The organism is Pseudomonas iridis (genome assembly GCF_017980685.1).
GTDB lineage: Bacteria > Pseudomonadota > Gammaproteobacteria > Pseudomonadales > Pseudomonadaceae > Aquipseudomonas > Aquipseudomonas iridis.
Window position 1 is genome coordinate 64,964 of record NZ_JACXXO010000020.1, and the last position, 23,594, is coordinate 88,557.

Here is a 23,594-nt window from a genome sequence, read left to right on the forward strand (position 1 = left end):
AGTGCTTGGCGATAGAGCAAATTACTGACGATGTTGACGGTGATCGTTCCCACGCTCCTGCGTGGGAACGGTCAAATCAAGCAAGATCAAAAGATCGCAGCCTTCGGCAGGTCCTGCATGGGATCGTGTGTTAGCCGAGTATCTCGCGCAGGCGATACCAGAACATGCCCAGTGCCAGCAGGGGCGAACGCAGGGCCGGGCCGCCGGGGAAGGTCATGTGCGGCACGCCGCTGAACACGTCCATGCCCTGACTGTGGCCGGCGTCAATCGCCTCGCCGAGCAGTTTTGCGCACCAGTGAGTCACGTTCAGGCCATGACCGGAGTAACCCTGGGCGTAGAACACGTTCGGGTGCTGTTTCAGGCGCCCGACCTGAGGGAAGCGGTTGGCTGTGATGCCGATCTTGCCGCCCCACTGATAATCAATGCGCACGTCGGCCAGTTGCGGGAAGACCTTGAGCATCTTCGGGCGCATGTAGGCGGCGATGTCTGCTGGATCTCGCCCGGAGTAATGGCAGGCACCGCCGAACAACAAGCGCCGGTCCGCCGAGAGCCGGTAGTAATCGAGTCCGACCTTCTGATCACACAGGGCCAGATTGTGCGGGATCAGTTGCGCGGCGCGTTCTTCGGACAACGGCTCGGTGGCAATGATGTAGCTACCGGCGGGCAACACTTTGCCACTCAGCTGAGGTTCGAGTTCATCAAGGTGCGCGTTGCAACCGAGCACCAGGCTGCCGGCACGCACGGTGCCAGTGGCGCAACGCACCTGAGCCGTCGTGCCATGGATGATTTCCAGTACCGGGCTCTGCTCGAATATTTTCACGCCAAGTGAAGTCGCCAGTCGCGCTTCACCTTGCACCAGATCCAGTGGATGCAGGTGCCCAGAGCCCATGTCGATCAGACCGCCCGCGTAACCTTCGGCATTCACCACTTGCTGGCGAATCTGCTCGGGCCCGACCAGACGGGTTTCATGGGCGTAGCCGAGTTCGGCGAGGCTGACTTGTTCTTCCTTGAACGCGGCGAATTGCGCCGGCGTATTCGCCAGCTCACAGAAGCCCCAGCGCATATCGCATTCGATGCCGTTGTCTGTAATGCGCTGGCGCACCAGGTCCACCGAATCGATCCCGGCACGCTGTAAATAGCGCACACCTTCCTGACCCACATACTTGGCGAAACCTTCGACCTCGTGGCCAATCCCGCGGATCAATTGACCGCCATTGCGGCCGCTGGCGCCCCAGCCAATCCGCCGCGCCTCGATCAACACCACCGACAGCCCGCGCTGAGCCAGCTCGATGGCGGTGTTGACCCCGGTGAACCCGCCGCCGATCACGCAGACATCGACGCTCAGATCACCGTCCAGGACAGGGTAGGGAGTGGTCGCCCGAGCCGAGGCTGCGTAGTAGGAGCGGGCGTGTTCTTGGGTGTACTGATTCATTTGTTCGACTTCACTTTGCTCCAGGAACGGGTCATCAGACGCATGATTGCCTGGGGCGGGGTAGAGGAGATGTAGAGCTTGTCGAGCACCGCTTGAGACGGATAAACCTCAGGGTTGTTGACCAGCTCCTGATCCATGTACTGCTTGGCGGCCGGGTTCGGGTTGGCATAACCGACCGAACCGCTGACCTTGGCGATCACCTGCGGATCGAGCAGGTAATTAATGAACGCGTGGGCTTCTTTGGTATTGCCGGCGTCGGCCGGAATCGCCAAAAGGTCGAACCACAGGTTGGCGCCTTCTTTCGGGATCGCGTAGGCGATGTTCACGCCGTTCTTGGCTTCCTTGGCGCGATTGGCCGCCTGGAACACGTCGCCGGAATAACCGAAGGCCACGCAGATGTCGCCGTTGGCCAGGTCCGACACGTACTTGGACGAGTGGAAGTAGGTGATGTACGGGCGAATGCTCAGCAGTTTGGCTTCGGCTTTCTTATAGTCTTCCGGATTCTCGCTGCGCGGGTCCAGGCCCATGTAGTTGAGGATGGCCGGGTAGACTTCGTCGGCAGAGTCCATCATCGACACGCCGCACTGGCTGAGTTTCTTCAGGTTCTGCGGCTCAAACAGCACGGCCCAGGAATCGATGTGATCAATGCCCAGCACTTGTTTGACTTTGTCGACGTTGTAGCCGATGCCGTTGGTGCCCCACAGGTACGGCACGGAATGCTCGTTGCCCGGGTCGTTTTTCTCCAGCAGTTCGAGCAGTTTCGGGTCGAGATTTTTCCAGTTGGGCAGTTGCGCGCGGTCCAGTTTGAGGAACGCCCCGGCTTTTACCTGACGGGCGAGGAAGTGGTTGGACGGCACCACCACGTCATAGCCGGTGCGGCCGGCGAGGAGCTTGCCTTCGAGGGTTTCGTTGGAGTCGAAAACGTCGTAGATCACCTTGATCCCGGTTTGGCTCTGGAAGTCGGCGAGGGTGGTTTCACCGATGTAGTCGGTCCAGTTGTAGACGCTGATCTGTGGCTGGGCGTGGGCTACGGCGCTGAACAGAACGCTCAGGCTGAGCGGGATCAGGGATTTCAATAGACGCATATCGACACCTCTTTAAATGGTCTTTTTATTGTGTTGGGTAGGTGATGCCTTGCACAGACCCTGTGGGAGCGGGCTTGCCCGCGATGGCGGCGGCACAGGCAACATTGATAGCGAGGCTGCCGGCCTCATCGCGGGCAAGCCCGCTCCCACATGGATTGTGCAGATTTGAATCAGACGCTCATCATCAGGAACTCACGCTCCCACGAGCTGATCACGCGCTTGAAGTTTTCATGCTCGGCACGTTTCACCGCGACATAGCCACGGACGAACTTGCTGCCCAGGTACTCGGCGACGGTGGCGCATTCTTCCATTTGCGTCAGCGCTTCTTCGATGGTGATCGGCAGGCGCAGGTTGCGGCGCTCGTAAGCGCGACCCTCGACGCCCGCGCTCGGCTCGATCTTCTCGACCATGCCGAGGTAACCGCAGAGCAGACTCGCGGCAATCGCCAGATACGGGTTGGCGTCGGCGCCCGGCAAGCGGTTTTCCACGCGCATCGCCTCAGGGCTGGACGTCGGCACACGCAAGCCGACGGTGCGGTTTTCTTCGCCCCATTCGACGTTCACCGGCGCCGAGGTGTCCGGCAGGAAGCGGCGGAACGAGTTCACGTTGGGCGCAAACATCGGCAGGACTTTCGGGATGTACTTCTGCAAACCGCCGATGTAATGCAGGAACAGTTCGCTCATCTGCCCGTCAGCGGTGGCGAAGATGGGTTTGCCGGTGGCGATGTCCACCACGCTCTGGTGAATGTGCATGGCGCTACCCGGCTCGTCGCCAACCGGCTTGGCCATGAACGTCGCCGCGACGTTGTGCTTGAGCGCTGCCTCACGCATGGTGCGTTTGAATACGGTGATCTGGTCGGCCAGATCCAGGGCATCGCCGTGACGGAAGTTGATTTCCATCTGCGCCGGGCCGTCTTCGTGGATCAGTGTGTCGAGGTCCAGACCTTGCAGTTCGCACCAGTCGTAGACGTCTTCGAACAGCGGATCGAATTCGTTGGCGGCATCGATGGAGAACGACTGACGACCACTTTCAGCACGGCCCGAGCGGCCCAGCGGCGCCTTGAGCGGCAGGTCCGGGTCTTCGCAGCGCTGGGTCAGGTAGAACTCCATTTCCGGCGCAACAATCGGTTTCCAGCCTTTATCGGTGTACAGCTGCAAGACTTTCTTCAGCACGTTGCGTGGCGACAGTTCGATCGGGTTGCCGAACTTGTCGAAAGTATCGTGGATGACAATGGCGGTCGGCTCGATTGCCCAAGGAATCACATAGACCGCATCCGCCACAGGCTTGCAGACCATGTCGATGTCAGCCGGGTCGAGCAGGTCGTAGTAGATGTCGTCGTCGACAAAGTCCCCGGTTACCGTTTGCAGCAGCACACTTTCCGGCAGGCGCATGCCTCGCTCATGCAGGAACTTGTTGGTCGGTGCGATTTTGCCGCGGGCAATGCCGGTCAGGTCGCTGACCACACATTCAACTTCGGTAATCTTGTGATCTTTCAGCCAAGTGAACAGCTGATCGAAAGGGGCATTCATAAAGACCTCGTTATTGGTTTTATTGACGCCGGGGAGGGCGGGTTTCATCTTCCGCCCCTTCCCCTGTAGCGCGTTGACGACTATCTTGGGCGAGCCTTGCAGTTCCATCTATCCACTTTAGACACACCAAAGCGCACCAAAAGAGTGCGCAAGGTCACCCCATGACAACGTGCAATTCGCTTCAGGTTCAAGCGTTCAATACCGCCGATGTGGCCGAGCAAGTCCGCGCCACGCCGGGCTGGGTTCAGCATTACCAACAAATGTCGCCGGGCCATTTCGCCGGACAGATTCGCTATCTGGATCTGCAGGGTGTCGAGGTCTACGAAGAGCAGATGAACACCCGGGTCGAGCAAAATTTTAGCGCGCCATCGGGGGCTTTGGCGTTCTGTTTTGATCGCAGTGACAACGCGCTGTACCTGCTCAATGAAGAGAGCCGCAACATCTGGATCACCCCGGAGAACTACCAGGAAATTGCCGTGGTGTTCGGCCCGGAATTCGTCCGTCAGCACGGTCTGGATGTGGCCAAACTTGAAGGCCTGTTCATGGCGCCGCTCAATGGTGGGCAAAACGCCTTGTTCAGTCGCTGGTTAAGCTCGACTCTCACGAAGTTGACGCAACCCATTGATCTAGTTGAAAAAGAGGCGCTGACTCAACAGTTGCTTGAGGACTGTCTGTTCATCCTCGATAACGCGCGGGTGCATCTGGATCGCGGCGGCTTGCAGCGCCGGACTGAGGAGCGAATGATCATGAAGCGCATCGGCGAATGGGCGGCGGATTCACCCGAAGAGACGCTGAATCTGCTGGAGCTTTCGCACGTGGCGGGTGTTCCGTTGCGGCAGTTGCAGCAAGCCTTCAAGCACTTCACCGGGATGACGCCAAGCCATTGGTTGCGACTGCGCCGGTTGAACAGTGCACACCGCGAGTTGCTCAAGCGCAGGCCGACGGAAACCACGGTTGCCGAGGTAGCGATGCATTGGTCGTTTTGGCACTTGGGGCGGTTTTCCAGCAGCTACCGAGCGTTGTTCAAAGAGCTACCGAGCGAGACCCTCAAGCGTTCACACATGGCCTGACCCGTAAAAAGACCTTTGTCTCACCCGTGAAGTTAATTAGAATCAGTCTCATTTGAATCTAACTTCGCGCAGGGTCTCTTGAGATGATTGAAGCAGCGGCGGCCTCGGAGCAGAACCTGCACGACCTGTATCGGGATCACCGCGGCTGGCTGGAAACCTGGCTGCGTCGACGCATGGGCAACGCCTGGGATGCGGCGGATCTGAGTCAGGACACCTTCATGCGCGTGCTGTCCAGTGCGCAACCCCTGGCCGATATTCAGGAACCACGAGCCTATCTGCTGACCGTGGGCAAACGCCTGCTAAGCAATTTCTACACCCGCCGCCAACTCGAAAAAGCCTATCTGCAAGCACTGGCGCAATTGCCGGAGGAGAGCGTGCCTTCGCCAGAGCAGCGCTGGCTGCTGCTTGAAACCCTGCAAGCGCTGGACGAGTTGCTCGATGGTTTGCCGCGGCCGGTGCGCCGGGCGTTTTTGTGGAGTCAGCTCGAAGGGCTGGGTTATCGCGAGATTGCCGAGCGCTTGCAGGTTTCAGAGCGCACGGTCAAACGCTACATGGCGCAGGCATACGAGCATTGTTTGCTGGTGGATTTGTGATGCGTGTTGCCCCCAGCGACGAAACGCGTGAAGTGGCCCGCGCGGCTGCGCAATGGTTGGCGTTGCTGGAGTCGGGCGAGGCCACGGATGATGATCACACGCGCCTGCAACACTGGCGCAGCAGCGATCACCGCCATGAAAACGCCTGGCAGAAGATTCAGCTGTTGCGCCGACGCTTTATTGACCTGCCTTCGGCATTGGCCATGGCCACCCTGGATCGCCCGGATCCGGCACGTCGTGCAGCGCTGAAACGCGCACTCGGTCTGGCGGCGCTGGTGCCGGCGGCGTGGCTGATCAGCCGGCAACTGCCGCTGGACGCCTGGCGGGCCGATCTGCACACCGGCACCGGTGAGCACAGTCAATTACAGTTGGCGGATGGCAGTTCGTTGCAGTTGAACACGGACAGCGCGGTCAATATCGATCTGGTCGCCCGTCAATTGACGTTGGTGCGTGGCGAGATGGCGCTCAAGGTTCCCGGCAATTCAGCCTTGATGATCAACGCACCTTACGGGCGGATCAGCGTCAGCCGCAGTGAAGTCTGCCTGCGCCTCAGCGAACGTGAATGCCGCGTTTCGGTGGTCAGTGGCGCGGTACAGTTACAGCCGCTGCAAGGGCAGGCGCTGATGTTGAATCAAGGCCAGCAAGTCAGTCTGCAAGCGTCCGGCGCCGGGCGTGTCGCAGCGTTCGATGCCCTGATGCCGGGCTGGCGTGAAGGTGTGTTGATGGCGCAGAACCAACCACTGGGGGATTTCCTGCGGGAGTTGAGCCGTTATCGGTCCGGGCTGTTGCGCTGGGATCCGGCACTGGAGTCTTTGCGCATCACCGGCAGTTTCCGTCTCGACAACACTGATCAAGTCCTTTCATTACTGGCAGCGAGTCTGCCAATCGACGTCCATACGCGCACCCGTTTCTGGGTTTCTCTCGTCCCGCGAAAAAACTTTGGCTAAAGGCTGTCCCTTTTTTTCGCCTCGCTGGTCATTTCAGGCAAGTGAACAAAATCGAGAGCTTTTTCCAATGCCCGCAGTATTCCCAAGTCGTTTGCGTCCGTTGTTGCAATTGAGTCTGCTGCTGAGCCTGAGTGCCAGCCCCTTGTTGATGTCGACCAGTTGGGCCGATGGCGCAGAGCGCCGCAGCTATCAGGTACCGGCCGGTAATCTGAGCGCGGCGTTGACGCGTTTTGCCGGTTTGGCCGGGGTCAATCTGTCGGTGGACCCAGCACTGGTCAGCGGGCGTAATAGCGCAGGGCTGTCTGGTGAATACGGGGTGGAGGAGGGCTTCACGCGCTTGTTGCTGGGCAGTGGTTTGCAGTTGCAGCCAGTGGGCGGCAATGCCTACATCCTGGTTCCGGCGGCGGACGGCAGCAGTGTGGAGCTGGCGCCGACCTCGATACTCGGCGCCACCGGCTCGTCGGATGCCGAGGTGTTTGCCGGTGGCCAGGTCGCACGGCGTGGCTCGCAAGGGCTGTTGGGGTCCAAGGACTTCATGGAAACTCCGTTCAGCATGACCACTTACACCAGCGAAGCGGTCAAGAACCAGCAGGCCCGGACCCTGGGAGATCTGATCGCCAGTGATCCTTCGGTGCGCGCGACCAATCCGGCAGGGGGGCGATACGAGCAATTCACCATCCGCGGCTTCAGTTTGTTCAACAGTGACGTTGCCTATAACGGCCTCTACGGCGTATTGCCAACGTACACGATCGACATGGAAATGGCCGATCGCGTCGACATCATCAAAGGCCCGAGCCAACTGATCAACGGCATTTCGCCTCGGGGCAGTGTTGGCGGCGGGATCAACGTGGTGCCCAAGCATGCTACCGACAAGCCAATCACTTCGTTGACGACCAGTTACGCCTCCAACAATCAGCTTGGTGGGGCAGTGGACGTCGGTCGACGTTTCGGCGAGGACAACCAATTCGGCCTGCGTTTCAACGGCGTCAAACAGTCTGGCGACACTGAATGGGATCACCAGCGTATCGATCGCGATATGGCGGTACTTGGCCTGGACTTTCGTGGCGATCGTCTGCGCCTGTCGACCGACATCGGTCATACCGAGCGCGATACTGACGCCCCGCAAGAACGTGTTCAGGTGGCGGCCAACGCGAAGGTTCCAAACGCCAACGACGTGCGAAACAACTACGCGCAGCCCTGGAGCCAGGCGCGAACCAAGGACACCTTTGGCACGGTCAACGGTGAGTTCGATGTCAGCGATTCGGTGATGGTGTACGGCGGTGTCGGTGCACGCAAAAGCAACCATGACTTCCTGCGCCACGCTGTTTCCGTCACCAATGACGCTGGCGATTTCAGCGTGCAGCCACGGGATTTCACTCGCGACGAGAACGTCCGTACAGCCACGGCTGGCGTGCGTAACTGGTTCCATACCGGCCCGGTCAGCCATGAGGTCAACCTGGCGGCCAGCTACTTCTACATGGACTTCGAAAACGGCGGCGCCCGCTATGCGGCAGGACGCAGCAACCTTTACGACCCGGTGACAACTGCCAAGCCCGGCACACCGACGCGTCAAGATGCCAAGGTCTATACCGAAAACCGCTTCAGCGGCGTGGCGTTGTCCGACACGCTGGGCTTCTTTGATGATCGCCTGTTACTGACCCTCGGCGCGCGCTGGCAGCGGGTCAAGGTCGACGACTGGAGCGATGACGTGAAGGGCGACACCGCTTACGACGAGGAAAAGATTTCGCCTTCGGGGGGCATTCTGTTCAAGGCGACCGACAAGTTGTCGCTGTACGCCAATTACATGGAAGGCCTGAGTCAGGGCAAGATCGCGCCTTCGACCTCGGTGAACGAGGATGAAATCTTCCCGCCATTCATCAGCCGTCAGGTCGAGGTCGGCGCGAAATACGATGCCGGTGCGTACGCATTGACCGCTGCAGTATTCCGGATCAAACAGCCAGCCTACGAAACCAACGCTACGACGCGGGTATTCGGCCCGAACGGCAAACGGCAGAACAATGGGGTGGAACTGAGTATGTTCGGTGAGCCGCTGAAAGGTTTCCGGCTGCTCGGCGGTGTGATGTATATCGACAGCGAATTGACCCACACCACCAACGGCACTTTCGATGGCAACCGCGCGCCGGCAACGCCGAAATACAACGTCAACCTGGGGGCCGAATGGGACGTGCCGACTGTGCAAGGGTTGACGCTGACCGGGCGCGGAATCTATTCCAGCTCGCAGTATCTGGATCAATCCAACGAGAAGGAAATCGACTCCTGGGAGCGCTTCGACGTAGGCGCGCGTTACGCGTTCAAAGTCGATGACAAAAACATTACCCTGCGTGCCAACATCGAGAACGTAATGGATAAACGCTATTGGAGTTCGGCGGGCGCTTCGGATGACAGCGAGCCGGGTTTGACGCTGTCGACGCCGCGGACTTATCTGTTGTCGGCGACAGTCGATTTTTGACGCTGAGGCGTGAAGGGCGGCAGCATCATCTTGTGGGTAACGTCGGTAAATGTCTTTGAATGTCGTCGATATACCGTTAACTATACTAAATGGTCGTTTAGTAGAGCTAACAGGAATAAGTCATCAATCAAGAGGGAAGGCCATGATTCAGCGCGATATGAAAGTTGATGAGCTAATTACCGCGCTGGATTTAGAGCCCCACGTTGAAGGCGGCTATTTTCGCAGAACCTATCAAGCCGACCATCTCAAAATGCTCGATACCGCTGGCGGCCCACGATATCTGATGACGTCGATCTACTATTTGCTGACCGAACAATCACCCGTGGGCCAGTTTCATTTCAACCAATCCGACATCCTGCATTACTTTCATCTGGGCGACGCCATCGAGTACAGCCTTATCCTGGCTGACGGTTCATTGCAGACGCTGGTGATGGGCAGCGATATTCTGGCAGGACAACATCTGCAATTGCATGTACCGGGTGGCATCTGGAAAGCTTCACGCTTGCTTGGAGGTTTACACGGATTTGGTTTGATCAGCGAAGCCGTTTCACCAGGATTTGATTTCGGCGATATGGAAATGGGTAATCGCGAGAAACTCACGACGCAGTTTCCTCAGCATCGAACACTGATTGAAAAGATGACGCGGGAGGAAGATTGAGCATGCGGCATTTAAGGAGGTTACCGGGTTCAAGGAACAGCGACGTCAGAAGCCGTGCGGGAGGTTTAATTCCTGTGGGCAACCGGGTCAATCTAGCAATATCTTGTTGCGTGTAATGTATATTATGTTAAATCGTATCTGTGGAGGTAATTACCAGCCTCTAAAGGCGCTGTGACTGTTAGCTAAAAATGATAAATCCCTGCTTAAAAATGATACCGACTTTTCAACAGGTTAGACTTTTCGTAGTAGGTGTTTATCTATGCTTGATACTAATAGCGGATAATTTTTTCCGACATTCCTCCGCACCTTGCACCCTGCCCAGGAAAAGCAGGCGGCTCCCCTGCTCCTGCAGCACCTGGAGCAAGCTGTTCAGTGGTTGGAGCGAGAGGCGGAGCAGGCGGCCGCGCGGCACGACCTGACAGGCATGTTGCGCAGTCGGCGTGACATCGCGCTGGTGCTGATTGGATTCTGGCGTGGGTTTCGTGGTGATGAGCTGTCACGTTTGCAAGTGGAGCACACCCAGGCGCAAACGGGCGTGGGCATCACGTTCTACCTGCCGCACAGCAAAGGCGATCGTCAGCACCTAGGAACAACCTTTCGCACGCCAGCCCTAAAGAAACTCTGCCCCGTCCAGGCTTATGTGAACTGGATTACCGTGGCGGGGATTGCGCATGGCCCTGTATTTCGGCGACTCGATCGTTGGGGGCACCTGGCAGAGGATGGCTTCAATGCCAACAGTCTCATTCCGTTGCTGCGCAGGGTCTTTCGGCGTGCCGGGGTACCTGCCGAGCTGTACACCAGTCACTCCTTACGCCGCGGGTTTGCTACGTGGGCTATCGCAAATGGCTGGGATATAAAGGCGCTGATGACGTACGTCGGCTGGAAGGACATGAAGTCCGCTATGCGCTACATCGACACGGCAGAATCCTTCGGCGCGTTGGCAATAAGTCAGCCGCTCACTTCATCATCAATTCCCCCAAGAGCAAGCGTTGACGGTTGCTGAAAATCCCTAGGGCCATGAGGTTCACATGGGTAGCCGTAGCCACCTGCAAGCCATGGCGGTTCTGGTTTGGTAGTTCTTGTCAATCGCAACACCGCTGCCAAGTTTTCGAAATTTGAAAACAGACCTCTTCTACACCAGCAAGGGGGATGGCAGAAACGGTCGGCTTCATGGGTAAGGGTGTGGCCACACACCGGCAGGTCGCGATCAGTAAGTTATAGCCGGCAGCTTCTTACGCGATTATCGCATCGTCCGCCATTGTACAAACCTACTAGTTGGTAGATAGTAAGTGCCTAAATGACGAACTTCGTACCCTCCAGACTTGCCCCCACCCGCACGGGAGAGACCGATGGACCTGCCCAAACTACCCCAGCTGCCCATTCTCGACCTCGCCCAGGCATCGCTCCTAATCATCTCGCAATCCTTAACTTCTGCAGGTATCAGGAAGACTGGAGTTACGATTGGTACATCAGCCTCTGATAATGAGGTCCTCTTGTGACCAGCGTGCCTCCCCTGCCCCCGGTTTTTTATGTCTTACCGACTGCTGCAGAGCCCGCCAACAAACCGCGAGCGGCAACCACTGGGCCGGATTTTCCGTCACAGTTGAAGGCTCAGTCTAAGTCCACTTTGGTACCACCAGGCCCTGCAAGCGTACTGGTGCTATCGGATTCAGCCGTGGATCTGTCGCGCCAGCCGGAAGTGGAAGCGATGCTGCAAATGATGGCAGGGCGCAAGATCACGTCCACTGTACCGAGCAAGGTGGGGCGATCGGTGCCTGGGGCCTTAGCGAGTGGCTTGACGATTCCGGACTACAGTTTCGCGGATCATACTTTTTTGGTCAGCGCCGAGATGATCAACCTTGCTCGCGCCGATGAACACAGTAGCGCTCCGTGTCCAGAGCCTGACGAAGAGTCGCCCGCGTTGCGCGGCGATTCCTTTGGGAGCGATTTCTTCGCTGACGCGCCTTGGGGCGGACTTAATGCGGCAGCCATTGCCGTGGCGCTGTCCGGAAGCATCCTCATCTGGATACCGTCCGAAACCGTTCGAGCGCCACTGCAATCGCCCCACATTCGGATTTGGCGCCGGCGCAAGCCTCATCCAGCCGAGAGCCCTCTCCCGGATCAGTCCGCTTAGGTCTTATGCTTGAAGTGATGTGTTCGCTTCTTTAGATCCCGCTAAACCAGTTATAGCCCTGATCTTCCCAATAACCGCCGGGATGATCATTACTGACGAAGATCTCAACGATGTGTTTGGGATTTTTGAAGCCCAACTTGGTCGGTACTCGAACCCGCAGTGGATAGCCGTATTCCGGCGGCAAAGTGACGTCGCCGAAATCCAGTGCCAGCAGTGTTTGCGGGTGCAATGCCGTCGGCATATCCAGGCTAGAGTAATAGCGGTCAGCACACTTGAAGCCGACGAATTTAGCGGTCGTGTCAGCCCCGATATGTTCCAGGAAGGTTTTCAGCGGCACGCCACCCCATTGTCCGATGGCGCTCCAGCCTTCTACGCAGATCAGGCGCGTAATGTCGGTGCGCTGCGGTAATTTGCGCAGCCCCTCTAGTGTCCACGGTGCCTTATCCCGAACCAGCCCGGAAACGGCGAGCGAATAATCGCTCAGATCGAGGTCCGGAATATCCTCCTGGCCGTAGAACGCGTTGAAGGGGAATGGCTTGGTCAATTGCGCCTGGGTGAACGTCGGCGCGAGTTTCTGCCCGCTGAACAGCCAGGCCTGAACCCGATCGTTCCAACGCGACATGGCCCATAGCACCTTGTCGACCTGATCGCCGTCCTGCAAGTTGCAACCGGTCAGCATCGCCATCGCGCCGACGGTTAAGCCACCGCGCAGGAAGTGGCGCCGCTGGAGGTTTTCCAACTGAAGCTGCTGTGCGGGTTCAAGTTTGATGCGCTCAATGGCGCGTTTTTTTGGCTCAATCATGGTCGAGTTTTCCGCCAGTGATCATGGGCATCAGCGTTTTAGGGACCAGCAGCACCAAGACCAGATGCACAACGACGAACGCGCCAATCACCGCCATCGCCGCGAAATGCACGTAGCGGGCAATGTCATAGCCGCCCAGGAGCGCGACCAGTTCTTGCAATTGAATGGGCTTCCAGATCGCCAGCCCCGAAATCACGACCATTGCACCTGCAGCCAGCACCACCCAATACATCAGGCGCTGCACTGCGTTATAGACACCCTTCTCGTGCACCAGTCGAAAACGCAGTGCATCCGTCAAATCACGTTTTACCGCCTGAACACTGATCGGCAAAAAATCACGTCTGAAATGCCGACTGAGCAAGCCATACAGCACATAGATGAGGCCGTTGATGAACAGCAGCCACATGAATGCGAAGTGCCAAGCCAGCGAGCCGCCCAGCCAACCACCGACCGTCAACGCCACCGGAAACCGAAAGGCGAACAGTGGCGAGGCGTTGTAAATCGCCCAACCGCTCATGAACATGCAGACCATGCACACGGCGTTAAGCCAGTGAGTGACGCGGACGGGCCAGGGATGGATTGCTTTTTTACTCATGTTTTTCGCTGCCTTGGAAGCGCTGCACCCGTTGATGCGAGGCCCGGCGGCCCCGCGCCAACAGGTTCAGGTGATTACATCGGTGGCTGGAAGCCATCTTTACCGACAGCAATACCGCGTGCGGTGGTGCCATCCTGAGCGGGGAACACGACAATTTTCGCGCCTTTGACCAACTCATCGGCTTTGCCAGGTTCTACGTAGGCGACGGGTACATTTTCCGGCACGACGAGTTGCTTCTCTCCGCCCTTGTAATTGACGGTCAGCGTGCGGCCATTGGCTTTGGACAATTTGCCCACGGTGCCGTTGGTCATGGTGCCTATGCTGCCATCCGCATTCTGCCAACCGTAATGGCCTTCACCGCTGCCCTTGAGACTGGACTCGAATACGGTGACTTCCAGCGCCTTCAGCGAACCGTCGGCCTGTGGAATGGCTGCAGAGCCAACGAAACTGTCAGCTTTGATCGACTCGATGTCAGCCTTTGACACCCGTTTGATATCGGTCTTGTCAGTCAGACCGATGGTCTGCTGTGCGCCAGATCGAGTAGCGAAAGTCAGCGTGTTGTTGCTGACACTTTCCACGGTGCCACGCAGCGGCTTGATCACCGGCATATCAGCCGCAGTGGCCATGACAGCAGCGCTGAGCATCAGCAAACCGAACGTGGTGGACAGAGCAGTCTTGAGCTTCATTGCGACAATTCCTCACTGGTTTATGTGCCGCCATCCTCGGCTTCCGACCGGGACCTCACGATGACCGCCGGATGACATTTTTGTCATTCGCGATGACGCTTGTGCAAATGACAGAAATGTAACCGACTCAACCTCCTCCGCTGGTTACACTGCAAGGCTGAGAGACCCGAGCGCCCCCTGACAATGCATATTCTGCTGATCGAAGACGACACCAAAACCGGTGAGTACCTGAAAAAGGGGCTTGGCGAGTCCGGCTACAACGTCGATTGGACCCAGCACGGCGCCGATGGCTTGCACATGGCGCTGCAAACGTCCTACGACCTAATCGTGCTGGATGTGATGTTGCCCGGCATCGATGGATTTCAAATCATCGAGCTGTTGCGCGCCAAGCAAGACGTGCCCGTGCTGTTCCTCACGGCCCGCGATCAGTTGCATGACCGCATTCGCGGCCTGGAACTGGGCGCCGATGACTATTTGGTCAAACCGTTTTCCTTCACCGAGTTGCTGTTGCGCATTCGCACCATCCTGCGTCGTGGCGTGGTCCGCGAAGCCGATCATTTTCACATCGCTGACTTGGAGCTGGACCTGGTGCGGCGCCGCGTCACACGCCAACAGCAAGTGATCGTGTTAACCAACAAGGAGTTCGCCCTGCTGCATCTGTTTCTGCGTCGTGAAGGCGATGTCCTGTCCCGGGCGCAGATTGCCTCGGAAGTCTGGGACATGAATTTCGATAGCGATACCAACGTCGTGGACGTGGCCGTCAAACGGCTGCGCAGCAAGGTCGACCAGCCCTACCCGATCAAGCTTATCCACACCATCCGCGGTATCGGCTATGTGTGCGAGGTGAGGCCATGCGGACCCGACGCCAACCATCCCTGACCCTGCGCTCGACCCTGGCGTTCTCACTGGTGGCCATGCTCGCCGTGGCCGGGGCCGGGTTTTATTTGTACCATTCGATGAAAGCCTCGGTCTTGATCTACAGTGATCACGCGGTCATGGGCCGTCTGGATCACTTTCGCAAGCTGCTGCATTACGAACTGGCTATCGAGAAGCTGCGCGACAGCCCGCAGATTTTCAAGAACATGCTCGACAGCGAAGACGACATTTTCATTATCGGGGAGCCCGGTCAACCGCCGGTGATCCTGGTCAATCCGTTGAACGTCACACTGCCCGATTTACCCGTGATCGGCCAAGAGGCGCAGCTGAGCGTCAACGACCTGCGCAGTGGCATGACCGACTCTGGCGCACCGCTGCGCACCGCTGCGCGCCGCTTCCGTCGTCACGACTTCGGGCGGGCGCGAAGTTCGCCTGACGGCTGCGCACATCATGGGCAAGGAAATGGCCATGCTCGCGGCGTTTCGCGAACGTATTTACCTGGCCGTGACGCTCGCGTTTCTGCTCACTGCGTTGCTCGGTTACGTGCTGCTGCGTCGCGGCCTGCGCCCGTTGCGCAAAATGGCCGCGCATGCGGCAAACATTACCCCCGAGCGACTCGACAGCCGGATGGACAGCGCCGACACACCAATTGAACTGCAACAATTGAGTGACGCCTACAACGCGATGCTTGATCGCCTGGCCAAGGGTTATCAACGGCTGACGCAATTCTCCGCCGACCTAGCTCACGAAATACGCACGCCGGTGGGTTCGTTGATGGGCCATTGCCAGGTCGCCTTGCGCCAGACTCGCAGTCAGGACGACTATCAGGCGCTGATCGCCTCGAACCTTGAAGAATTGGAGCGTATTTCCAGGATCGTCGAAAGCATCCTGTTCCTCGCTCGCGCTGACGAAGCGCAATCGGTGGTCGAGCGTCAGCCATTGTCGCTGCAAGATGAAACACAGCGCATCGCCGGCTATTTCGAAGGCTTGGCCGAAGAGCGCCAGATGACCCTCCAGACCACCGGTGATGGCAACGTGCAAGCCGATCCTTTGCTGTTGCGCCGGGCATTGAGCAATCTAGTGGCAAACGCGATTCGCTACGCCAATGAAGGCAGCGAGATCCTGATGCGGATTGTTGCAGTCGAAGGCGGATGCCGAATTGAAGTGGAAAATCAGGGCCCCGTGCTGAACGACGAAACCCTGCGCAAACTGTTCGACCGCTTTTACCGCGGCGATGCGTCCAGGCACCAAAGCTCCGATTCATACGGCCTGGGCCTCGCCATCGTGGTGGCGATCATGCAATTGCATGGCGGTGATGTGAGTGTTGAACAGCCCAAGCCCGGGACCATCCGTTTTTCGCTTTTATTCCCTACTGCTTGAGCGACACAACCAGACATTGCATATCCACTCTGTCTCTCGCAGAAGGCTAAGCTGAAAAATTAAACTCTTGATAGTGCCCTCTAGGTAAAGCTTTTTGTCAAAACCGCGAAACGTAATCCGGGCTTGGTTGGCGTTCCGAAACGGCTGTCTTCATAAGGAAAAAGCTCAGTCTCACCAGACTTGGAATATCCGCGTCGCTCATACCAAGCAATCAGAGTTTCACGAGCTTCTAGCACTGTCATATGGATAGCCTGAGCGCCTCGTGCCTGGCACCATTGCTCCGCAGTGCTGAGCAACCGACGCCCAAACTGGGCATTCTGTGTCTGTGGATCAACGGCAAGTGATCCCAGATACCAAGTGTGACCATTCATTGGCTCGACCCATACACAGCCTGAGAGCTTTTCGTACTGCTTCCATACCAATAACGTTGCGTGGGATTTTTCAGCGATTTCTGCTCGAAGCGTTGCTTGCGAACTGCGGTCTCCGCTAATGAGGCCAGCTTCCGTTGTCCAGCCACCCTCATCACCATCGCCACGATAAGCCCGATTCAGTAACGACACCACATCGGGAATATCAGCAGCACTGGCTGGCACTAAGTCGACCGAAGTCAAAACACTATCGATTGAGCTAATGGGCTGGGACGACTTGGTATCATTTCTGAAGATTTGTGCGTACAGCCTGGAAACGTTCGGAGTCAAATTTTGCTCTATCGGAACGATGAAATCTGACGGATCAGCGAGTGGCTTTGCGTAAATCACTTCATAAACACGATGCACCACGCCGGGTTCTCGTTCTTCACGATCAAAGCCTGGCATTATGCCGACGGCTGTATAACCCGCCTGTTCCAACGCTTGTTGCATGTAAGGGCTGATCGTCGTCGCCATGCCATAGATCAACCCCGCCCCCATGTGTTTGCCGATCTTTTCGCCTAGATTCTGAGCTGCAATGGCAAGGCTCGACTTCCGATGAGGCTTGGCCACAGCACCTACGCGACCGTAGATGACATCAGCCCCGTCTATTTTCTCCCAAGTCGCGATAGCGACGATCTCACCTTGGTGACGTACAACCACCGCTAAAATGTGCCGGTCGAGGCAGTCTGAAAACACCACCTTTTCTTCATAAAACATCCTGTTAAAAAATGCGCTGCCCATGCCCACGGAGATGGACGGAAACCACATCTTGAGAAAACTCATGGCGACGCCAATTTCGTCGCGATTCAGGTAGTCCCATTCATAATCCTCAGGCAAAGGGGTAATGCCTCGGACTTCGTCAATGGTCGGCCATTTCATTGTGATTTCCTTGTGATGCTTTGTTTCGCAAGACGGGTCGGTTTAAAGCGCAACGTAGTTTCGCTAGCAAAAGCGAAACAGTCAGCGCAGAAGTGCTCTGGATTCCCGGCTGGAGGTCCGTCCTCCTCTGCGGAGTTACCCAGCCGGTAAGCGTTTGTCCAGACAGGCTGCCCTTAGATTTGTGAGAGGCCACCGTCGACCATCAGTTCTATGCCGTTGACATAACTGGCGTCAGCAGATGCAAGGAAAAGTGCGGACGACGCTATTTGTTCCGGTTGGGCCATATAGCCCAGCGGCACGATTTGTCCTACGTGATTTCTGAGTGCTTCGATCTGGCCCTCATCCATCTTCAGTCCGTTGTCCATCAACGGTGTTCTGGTAAAGCCAGGGCTGAGCACGTTCGCGCGAATTTTTCGGCCTTTGAGCTCATTGGCCCAAGTACGTGCAAATGAACGCACCGCAGCCTTTGAAGCATTGTACAGACTCAGACCTTCCATCCCGTTGCTGGAACAAATGGAGGCTGTCAGAACGATTGACGAGCCATCCTTCATCAACGGCAACAGCGTCTGAACAGTGAAAAATACACCCTTAACGTTAATATCAAACATGTTGTAGTAAGCGGCTTCAGTCGTTTCGCCCACTGGGTTTTTTTCGCATATACCGGCATTGGCAAACACCGCGTCGAGTTGACCGTCCCGCTCTTCGACCAATGCCTTGAGGGAATCGAGATCGGCTTGCCGGGCGACATCGGACACCACCGCCACGGCTTTATCGCCCAGTGCAGTAACCGCAGCGTCCAACGTTGCCGCCGAGCGTCCAGTTATGTATACGCGTTTAGCACCCTCGGCTAACAGAGCTTGGGCAATTGCAAAGCCGATTCCAGTCGAGCCGCCCGTGACAACCGCTACTTGATTGATAAATTTGCCAGACATGTTTTGACTCCTAAGTAACGCAGTTATGGTTAGTTGAAAATTTGGCAACTGTTCGAGCTGGAGTCAGTCAAGGTTTGAGCTGACCGATACGCCGAAAGGAGTGACTTTTGATAAACGAGGCATCGAGGCATACACAGACAGCAGCGCTGAAATGACAAGGCAGGCAGCGATGCCCAGCAGGCAGGCAATAAAACCGGTGGCTAGCGAGGAGGGAGTTTGCACAGGAGAGGCCAGTGCGTAAAACACGCCACCGAGGACTGCCACCCCCAGCGCGGCGCTGATCTGCAATGCCGAATTGACTACGCCGGAGAGCATTCCCGATCCGCCGGTAGGTGCACGATCTATCACGGTTCGAATCAGTGTTGGCAGCGCCCAACCCTGGCCAAACCCGAGTAATCCTACCGCCAGAATCACCAACACCAGGTCAGGGCTTTCGCCGGTCGGCGCGATCGCAACGGCTGCACTAAGGATCAGACATCCGAATACCTCGAGCATCATGCCCATGGCAGGTACAAAACGGCCGAACCAGCGGATGGCAAAGGGTGTGGTCAGAGGGCCAATCAAAAAGCCCACACCAAAGGGAACGAACATCAAGCCTGAGACCAATGGCGTTGCGCCTAGCGCGTCTTGTAAATAAATCGAAAACGTTAAAAAAAATGCGGATATCACGTAGAAGAACAATACGCCCGCCAGCCCGGCGATCAGGCCGGGGGCTCGGCCGAGCTGCGGACTGACCAGCGGTGTGCCGCCTCGACGTTCCAGCGCACTTTCATAGCGCCAGAAGCCGGCGGCGACTATGGGCGAGCTCAGCAGCATCAGGCAAAGCCACCAAGGCCACCCTGCTTCCCTGCCCTCAACCAACGGCAGTACTAGCAGCCCGACCGCCAGCGCGCACAGCAATACCCCAATTCGATCTAAGGGCGCCGGGGTTTTACTTCGGGAATCGGGAAGCAAGGGCACGCCGCCGATAAAAACAGCGACGACGATGGGCAGGTTAATCAAAAAAATGGCCCGCCATTGCAGATCGAAAACGTTCGCCGAAATCAGCAGCCCCCCAAGCGCCTGGGCTACAACCGCCGCGAAGCCAATCGTCGCGCCATATACCGCTAACGCGCGCGAACGTTCGTGTTCCGGGAATAGCGTGTGGATGGACGCCAGTCCTTGCGGAGCCATTGCCGCAGCGCTCAATCCTTGCAGCACCCGTCCGAAGATCAATGTCGTCGGTGAGTTGGCCAGTCCACAAATCAGGGACGAAACGCCGAACCCGGCGATGCCGGCCAGGAACACTCGTCGGCGGCCCAGCAGGTCACCCAGGCGACCTCCCGTTATCAGAAAGACGGCATAGCTGGCGGCATAGCCCGAAATGACCCATTCGACTTGCGCGGGTGTAATAGCGAGGCCGCTGCGGATTGACGGCAATGCAACATTGACAATGAAAAAGTCCAGAGGCGGAAGAAACGCGCCGACTAGAAGAACAGCGAAAGCAAACCATCGGCGTGAATCCGCTGCTTGAGAAGAATCCGGTTTAGATGTCATTGGGTAACTCCAGAAAGACACGGCTAGCGCACATTGTGGGAGTCAGCCAGCGGCCGCGGCACTGCCAGAGCTGCACGTTTCTCGTGCATATTTGTAAGGGGGCTAGCGTCGGCCAAAATGATTTCACGTGTTACTTTCAATCAACTCGCCTGCCCGCCTCAGAGGTTACGAGCTGGCATGAAAATGCTCGCTTCCTGCAACAGGAACCCATTCCTTGAGAGGCGTGAGGTAGTGCAGTTCGAAGCGCCGGTATACAAACCTCCACTCGCTGTCACGACGTTCGAACCTATCGTGATAAAGGCCACTGACCTGCACCGGACCTTGCTCCATATCGTGGAACAGGCAATTGGCTGCCACTGTCCCAACAGCGCTGTCGCCCTCAATCTCAATCAGAGGGTTGGCCATCCAATGATGCATATGCGGCATCTGTCGCCAGCTCTGTTCAGCCATTGAAATGATGTCGCTCCGACTCCCTGCAGCTCCGAATCCGGGCAGGTCCAGGGTCGAATCCTCATGCCAGATCTGCTGCAATAGATCGGCATTCAAACGGTCGAACGCATTCGCATAAGCAGAAATGAGCGTTTCGATCGCCAGACGACTTTCAAGACGATCCAGTCGTGCGGCCAGTGCTTTGATGTTCATGATTTTTTCCTATTCGACTGAATCTGGCTGCGCTTGATTGACCCGCTGGAGTGAATGGCTCAACCAGTGCAAAACCACTCCGAGCGCCTCATCCGAATTGCGTTCGTAGATCAAACCGTGGCCATTACCGTGAATCCCGAAAGCAGGCAGATCCAAGTGGTCGACGCAGGCTCCGGCGGTTCGCAGAAACGGCACAATGGTGGTGGCAAATGTGGCGAATTTCGACGTCTCGCCCGTCAGCAGCGCGACAGGTATTCCTTTGAGTGCGGGTATCTGCAGCGTCGAGGAGTCGGCCGCTTGCACTTCCTGCGCCGAGGCGCGTGGAGGATCGAACGTGATCGGAGCAGCTGTCAGCCCCCAGTCCAGGGCACCGATGCCGGGTGTATCGCCGAAGACTGGACCCATCGGCTCAACAGCGACAATGGCTGCAATCAGCCCAGGCCTGCGATCTGCCAATAACCAGCCATCAGGACCGGAGGCCGAATGAGTGACGACGATTGCCTTGCCGATTCGGTCCAGTAGTTGAGCCAAGCGATCGGCATCCATGGTCTGGGAGGCCGCTAGGTCTGCGGGCATAGGGCCGTACCCTGCGATGAAGGCATCAAAGGCGCTTTCGTCGTCCGCAGAAAAGGGCCATTGGGTCTCACTGCCGCCCTTCGGAAAATAGACCTCTCGGGCTCGTTCATAGGAAAAAGGCGGCCCCATCGGACCCAATATTTTCGAGTGATACGGCGATCGCCCATGACCAGGCCTGTCGACACAAAACACGACGTGACCGGACTCGACGAAACGCTGAGCCCATCCGGGCCGGCCGTCCGGTGTATCGAACCATTCAGTGGCTTGCAACGTACCGCCATGGACCAACACCACGGGGTAAGGTTGGGTAATGAACTCCGGGGACTCCCATTCCACGTACATCGGACCTTTCTGGAATTGCTTGCCCTCTTGAATCACCCGTTCACCGGTGATCCAGAAGTGCCCACGGCGGGAAGTCTTTGGAGGGTTCATGTGCCATGGCTCTAGAGTCAGCGCAAACGCCGGAGAGTGTTGGGCCATGATTGAAAACGCTGACCAATCCTTGTTACCCAGTCCGCTCGCGACGGCCGCTTCCATTCTCGAACGCACCACTCGTGCCACGGGCAGGCTGAGCCCCCTCCCCTCGGCGGCCTGCAACGCAAGGTTCACGTCCTTCAACCCAAGCGATAGCTTGAAACCTGGTTCGTAGCGATCATCGACAATGTTTTGCCCATAGCGTTGGTAGCTGGGGCAAGCGAACAGGGTCTGGGTGACGACTTCGATGAATGCCGACGGACTCAGCCCATATTGTTCAGTGAGTAAACTCGCTTCAACCAATGACTGAATGGCTTGGGTGATCATCATATTGCCGGCGATTTTTGCGATGCCGGCATGCACAGGCCGATCGCCCAGGCGCCAAGTCTTTTTGCCGAGCACATCAAACAATGGCTGAACGCGATCAATGGCGGCTTCAGGTCCGGCCGCCAGAATGTTTAATTCACCCTTGGCGGCGACAGCAGGTATGCCGAAAACCGGCGCGGCAATGAGCACAAGCCCCGCCTCGTCATGTTCTTTCTGCAGTTGCTCCATCAACGCTGGCGACAGCGTCGACATAACGATATGGATGCAGCCGTCACAGGCCGTTTTTAACGCCGCTGACTCCAGCAGCACCTCGCGCACCGCCGTGTCATCGACGAGCATGCTGATCACCACCGGCTGTTGAAATGCAGTCGCCGCAGACGCCAGCACATCGATCTCACTTAACCCGGCAAGCGCCTCGGCACTGCGATTCCATGCACTCACCCGATAGCCCGCCTGAATGAGCAACAGAATCATGGCATGTCCCATGCTCCCGACACCTACAAACCCGATATTCATGTGAAGCCCTCCTGCTTGCCGCGCAAACATTGATAAATCAATTGTGTGGGGGGATGGGTTGCAACGGGACTGTCATTGCTGCATCTTCGCCGTTCATTTTCGTTAGAGGTGGGTCATGGACTGGAACGACTTACGCGTCTTTCTGGCGATAGTCCGTACCGGCTCGCTGGGCGCCGCCGCGAAGCAACTCGGCGTTAGCCACCCCACCGTAGGAAGGCGGCTTCACGTCCTTGAGCTGCACAGCGGGCAGGTTTTTTTCCGCCGCACCGGTCAAGGTCTTGTATTGACGGACAGCGGTGAAAGAATTCTGGGTCTGGCCGAGGAAATGGAGCGAAGCGCTCTTTCCATTGAGCGGCACCTGGCGGGCGACAGCGATCAACCTGAGGGACTGTTGCGGATTTCATCGGCGGACTGGTTCGCCTGCTATGTGCTGGCGCCTGTACTCAGCGAAATGTCGCGAAGGTACCCGTTGATCGTTCCAGAGGTGATCGCCGGACATCGCCTGTTCGATCTGACTCGTCGTGATGCGGATATCGCCTTTCGCATCGTGCCGTTCACCGAACCGGACATCGTTCAACGTCGACTGACGACACTCACCTACGGTCTGTACGTTGCGGCGCACTCGCCCTTCTCACTCTCGCAAGATGGAGAAGGCCTCGGGTTGATCCTCATGAGCACTGCTCAAGCTCACTACCCCGACGTGCTTTGGCTACAGCAGATGTTTCCCCGCGCCAAAACTGTGCTCACCAGCAGCAGCCGTACCGTACAGGCGCAGATGTGCGGTCGGGGATTGGGTGTAGCGGTTTTGCCACGCGCGCTGGGCGATGAGTTGACCGCCCTGAGATTGGTAGACGTCGGTAGTGAACCACCCGGACGGGATATCTGGATGGGCTATCACCACGACATGAGACAGATGGACAGGCTCCGCGCCCTCGCGGATCTCGCTGGGGAAATGATCGGTACGTAGGGCCTCCCTTTGCTCGGGTCAATCCCGATAAGAGGTGGCCGTCCAACGCAGTAAGTGCCTCGCAGGGCGTGGCAGCGC

19 protein-coding genes and 1 pseudogene are annotated in these 23,594 nt (G+C 57.4%); 9 read left to right on the top strand and 11 right to left on the bottom strand.

Translation table 11 applies throughout. The features are described 5' to 3' along the window. Positions 1-130 precede the first annotated feature (130 nt). The 3 genes from IEQ42_RS24045 to IEQ42_RS24055 form a co-directional block, all read right to left on the bottom strand. The gene (locus IEQ42_RS24045; RefSeq protein WP_210705624.1) at positions 131-1,432 is read right to left on the bottom strand and encodes an NAD(P)/FAD-dependent oxidoreductase; all 1,302 of its coding nucleotides are present in this window, start codon (positions 1,430-1,432) and stop codon (positions 131-133) included. Next, positions 1,429-2,517 carry a polyamine ABC transporter substrate-binding protein gene (locus tag IEQ42_RS24050; RefSeq protein ID WP_210705626.1) on the bottom strand — a complete coding sequence of 363 codons (1,089 nt, stop codon included), beginning with the start codon at positions 2,515-2,517 and terminating at the stop codon, positions 1,429-1,431. Before IEQ42_RS24050 ends, IEQ42_RS24045 begins: the two co-directional genes overlap by 4 nt. Before the next feature lie 170 nt (positions 2,518-2,687). Beyond that, positions 2,688-4,046 (bottom strand): glutamine synthetase family protein, encoded by a 1,359-nt coding sequence (locus tag IEQ42_RS24055; RefSeq protein ID WP_210705628.1) that lies wholly within the window; start codon positions 4,044-4,046, stop codon positions 2,688-2,690. Positions 4,047-4,207: 161 nt separating this feature from the next. Between IEQ42_RS24055 and IEQ42_RS24060 the strand changes: the two genes are divergently transcribed. The 6 genes from IEQ42_RS24060 to IEQ42_RS24085 all read left to right on the top strand — a co-directional run bounded on the left by IEQ42_RS24060 (position 4,208) and on the right by IEQ42_RS24085 (position 10,787). Beyond that, complete coding sequence (locus IEQ42_RS24060) at positions 4,208-5,116, top strand: helix-turn-helix domain-containing protein (RefSeq protein WP_042559151.1); 909 nt, start codon at positions 4,208-4,210, stop codon at positions 5,114-5,116. Between the two features lie 83 nt (positions 5,117-5,199). Continuing rightward, positions 5,200-5,709, top strand: a complete 510-nt coding sequence (locus IEQ42_RS24065) for a sigma-70 family RNA polymerase sigma factor (RefSeq protein ID WP_210705630.1) — start codon at positions 5,200-5,202, stop codon at positions 5,707-5,709. Continuing rightward, positions 5,709-6,656, top strand: a complete 948-nt coding sequence (locus IEQ42_RS24070) for a FecR domain-containing protein (protein WP_210705632.1) — start codon at positions 5,709-5,711, stop codon at positions 6,654-6,656. Before IEQ42_RS24065 ends, IEQ42_RS24070 begins: the two co-directional genes overlap by 1 nt. Positions 6,657-6,723: 67 nt before the next feature. Further along, positions 6,724-9,126 carry a TonB-dependent receptor gene (locus IEQ42_RS24075; RefSeq protein WP_210705634.1) on the top strand — a complete coding sequence of 801 codons (2,403 nt, stop codon included), beginning with the start codon at positions 6,724-6,726 and terminating at the stop codon, positions 9,124-9,126. Positions 9,127-9,268: 142 nt separating this feature from the next. Then, complete coding sequence (locus IEQ42_RS24080; RefSeq protein ID WP_210705636.1) at positions 9,269-9,784, top strand: cupin domain-containing protein; 516 nt, start codon at positions 9,269-9,271, stop codon at positions 9,782-9,784. Positions 9,785-10,208: 424 nt separating this feature from the next. After that, the gene (locus IEQ42_RS24085; protein WP_210705638.1) at positions 10,209-10,787 is read left to right on the top strand and encodes a site-specific integrase; all 579 of its coding nucleotides are present in this window, start codon (positions 10,209-10,211) and stop codon (positions 10,785-10,787) included. Between the two features lie 1,162 nt (positions 10,788-11,949). Here IEQ42_RS24085 and IEQ42_RS24090 read toward each other — a convergent pair. From IEQ42_RS24090 to IEQ42_RS24100, 3 genes are all read right to left on the bottom strand, one after another. After that, positions 11,950-12,720: a molybdopterin-dependent oxidoreductase gene (locus tag IEQ42_RS24090; protein ID WP_210705640.1), complete on the bottom strand. Its 771-nt coding sequence runs from the start codon at positions 12,718-12,720 to the stop codon at positions 11,950-11,952. Then, a complete protein-coding gene (locus tag IEQ42_RS24095) occupies positions 12,713-13,315 on the bottom strand; it encodes a cytochrome b/b6 domain-containing protein (RefSeq protein ID WP_210705642.1) in 603 nt (200 codons plus the stop codon). The genes IEQ42_RS24090 and IEQ42_RS24095 overlap by 8 nt, the downstream gene beginning before the upstream one ends. A 74-nt stretch (positions 13,316-13,389) precedes the next feature. Continuing rightward, a complete protein-coding gene (locus tag IEQ42_RS24100) occupies positions 13,390-14,001 on the bottom strand; it encodes a hypothetical protein (protein ID WP_210705644.1) in 612 nt (203 codons plus the stop codon). 183 nt (positions 14,002-14,184) lie between these two features. On the opposite strand from IEQ42_RS24100, the gene IEQ42_RS24105 reads away from it, so the two are divergent. Together IEQ42_RS24105 and IEQ42_RS24110 are read left to right on the top strand one after the other, a co-directional pair. Further along, positions 14,185-14,880: a heavy metal response regulator transcription factor gene (locus IEQ42_RS24105; RefSeq protein ID WP_072405205.1), complete on the top strand. Its 696-nt coding sequence runs from the start codon at positions 14,185-14,187 to the stop codon at positions 14,878-14,880. After that, positions 14,853-16,257, top strand: a pseudogene (locus IEQ42_RS24110) (heavy metal sensor histidine kinase). The gene IEQ42_RS24105 and the pseudogene IEQ42_RS24110 overlap by 28 nt, the downstream one beginning before the upstream one ends. A gap of 80 nt (positions 16,258-16,337) precedes the next feature. Here IEQ42_RS24110 and IEQ42_RS24115 read toward each other — a convergent pair. The 5 genes from IEQ42_RS24115 to IEQ42_RS24135 all read right to left on the bottom strand — a co-directional run bounded on the left by IEQ42_RS24115 (position 16,338) and on the right by IEQ42_RS24135 (position 22,549). After that, positions 16,338-17,546, bottom strand: a complete 1,209-nt coding sequence (locus IEQ42_RS24115; RefSeq protein WP_210705646.1) for a GNAT family N-acetyltransferase — start codon at positions 17,544-17,546, stop codon at positions 16,338-16,340. A 173-nt stretch (positions 17,547-17,719) separates the two neighbouring features. Further along, the gene (locus tag IEQ42_RS24120) at positions 17,720-18,478 is read right to left on the bottom strand and encodes an SDR family NAD(P)-dependent oxidoreductase (protein WP_210705647.1); all 759 of its coding nucleotides are present in this window, start codon (positions 18,476-18,478) and stop codon (positions 17,720-17,722) included. Between the two features lie 63 nt (positions 18,479-18,541). Beyond that, positions 18,542-20,014: an MFS transporter gene (locus IEQ42_RS24125; protein WP_210705649.1), complete on the bottom strand. Its 1,473-nt coding sequence runs from the start codon at positions 20,012-20,014 to the stop codon at positions 18,542-18,544. A gap of 165 nt (positions 20,015-20,179) precedes the next feature. Further along, entirely contained in the window at positions 20,180-20,656 is a 477-nt protein-coding gene (locus IEQ42_RS24130; RefSeq protein ID WP_210705651.1) for a nuclear transport factor 2 family protein, read from the bottom strand. A gap of 9 nt (positions 20,657-20,665) precedes the next feature. After that, positions 20,666-22,549 (bottom strand): NAD(P)-binding domain-containing protein, encoded by a 1,884-nt coding sequence (locus tag IEQ42_RS24135; RefSeq protein WP_210705653.1) that lies wholly within the window; start codon positions 22,547-22,549, stop codon positions 20,666-20,668. A gap of 115 nt (positions 22,550-22,664) precedes the next feature. Between IEQ42_RS24135 and IEQ42_RS24140 the strand changes: the two genes are divergently transcribed. Further along, positions 22,665-23,516, top strand: a complete 852-nt coding sequence (locus IEQ42_RS24140) for a LysR family transcriptional regulator (RefSeq protein ID WP_210705655.1) — start codon at positions 22,665-22,667, stop codon at positions 23,514-23,516. Positions 23,517-23,594 lie beyond the last annotated feature (78 nt).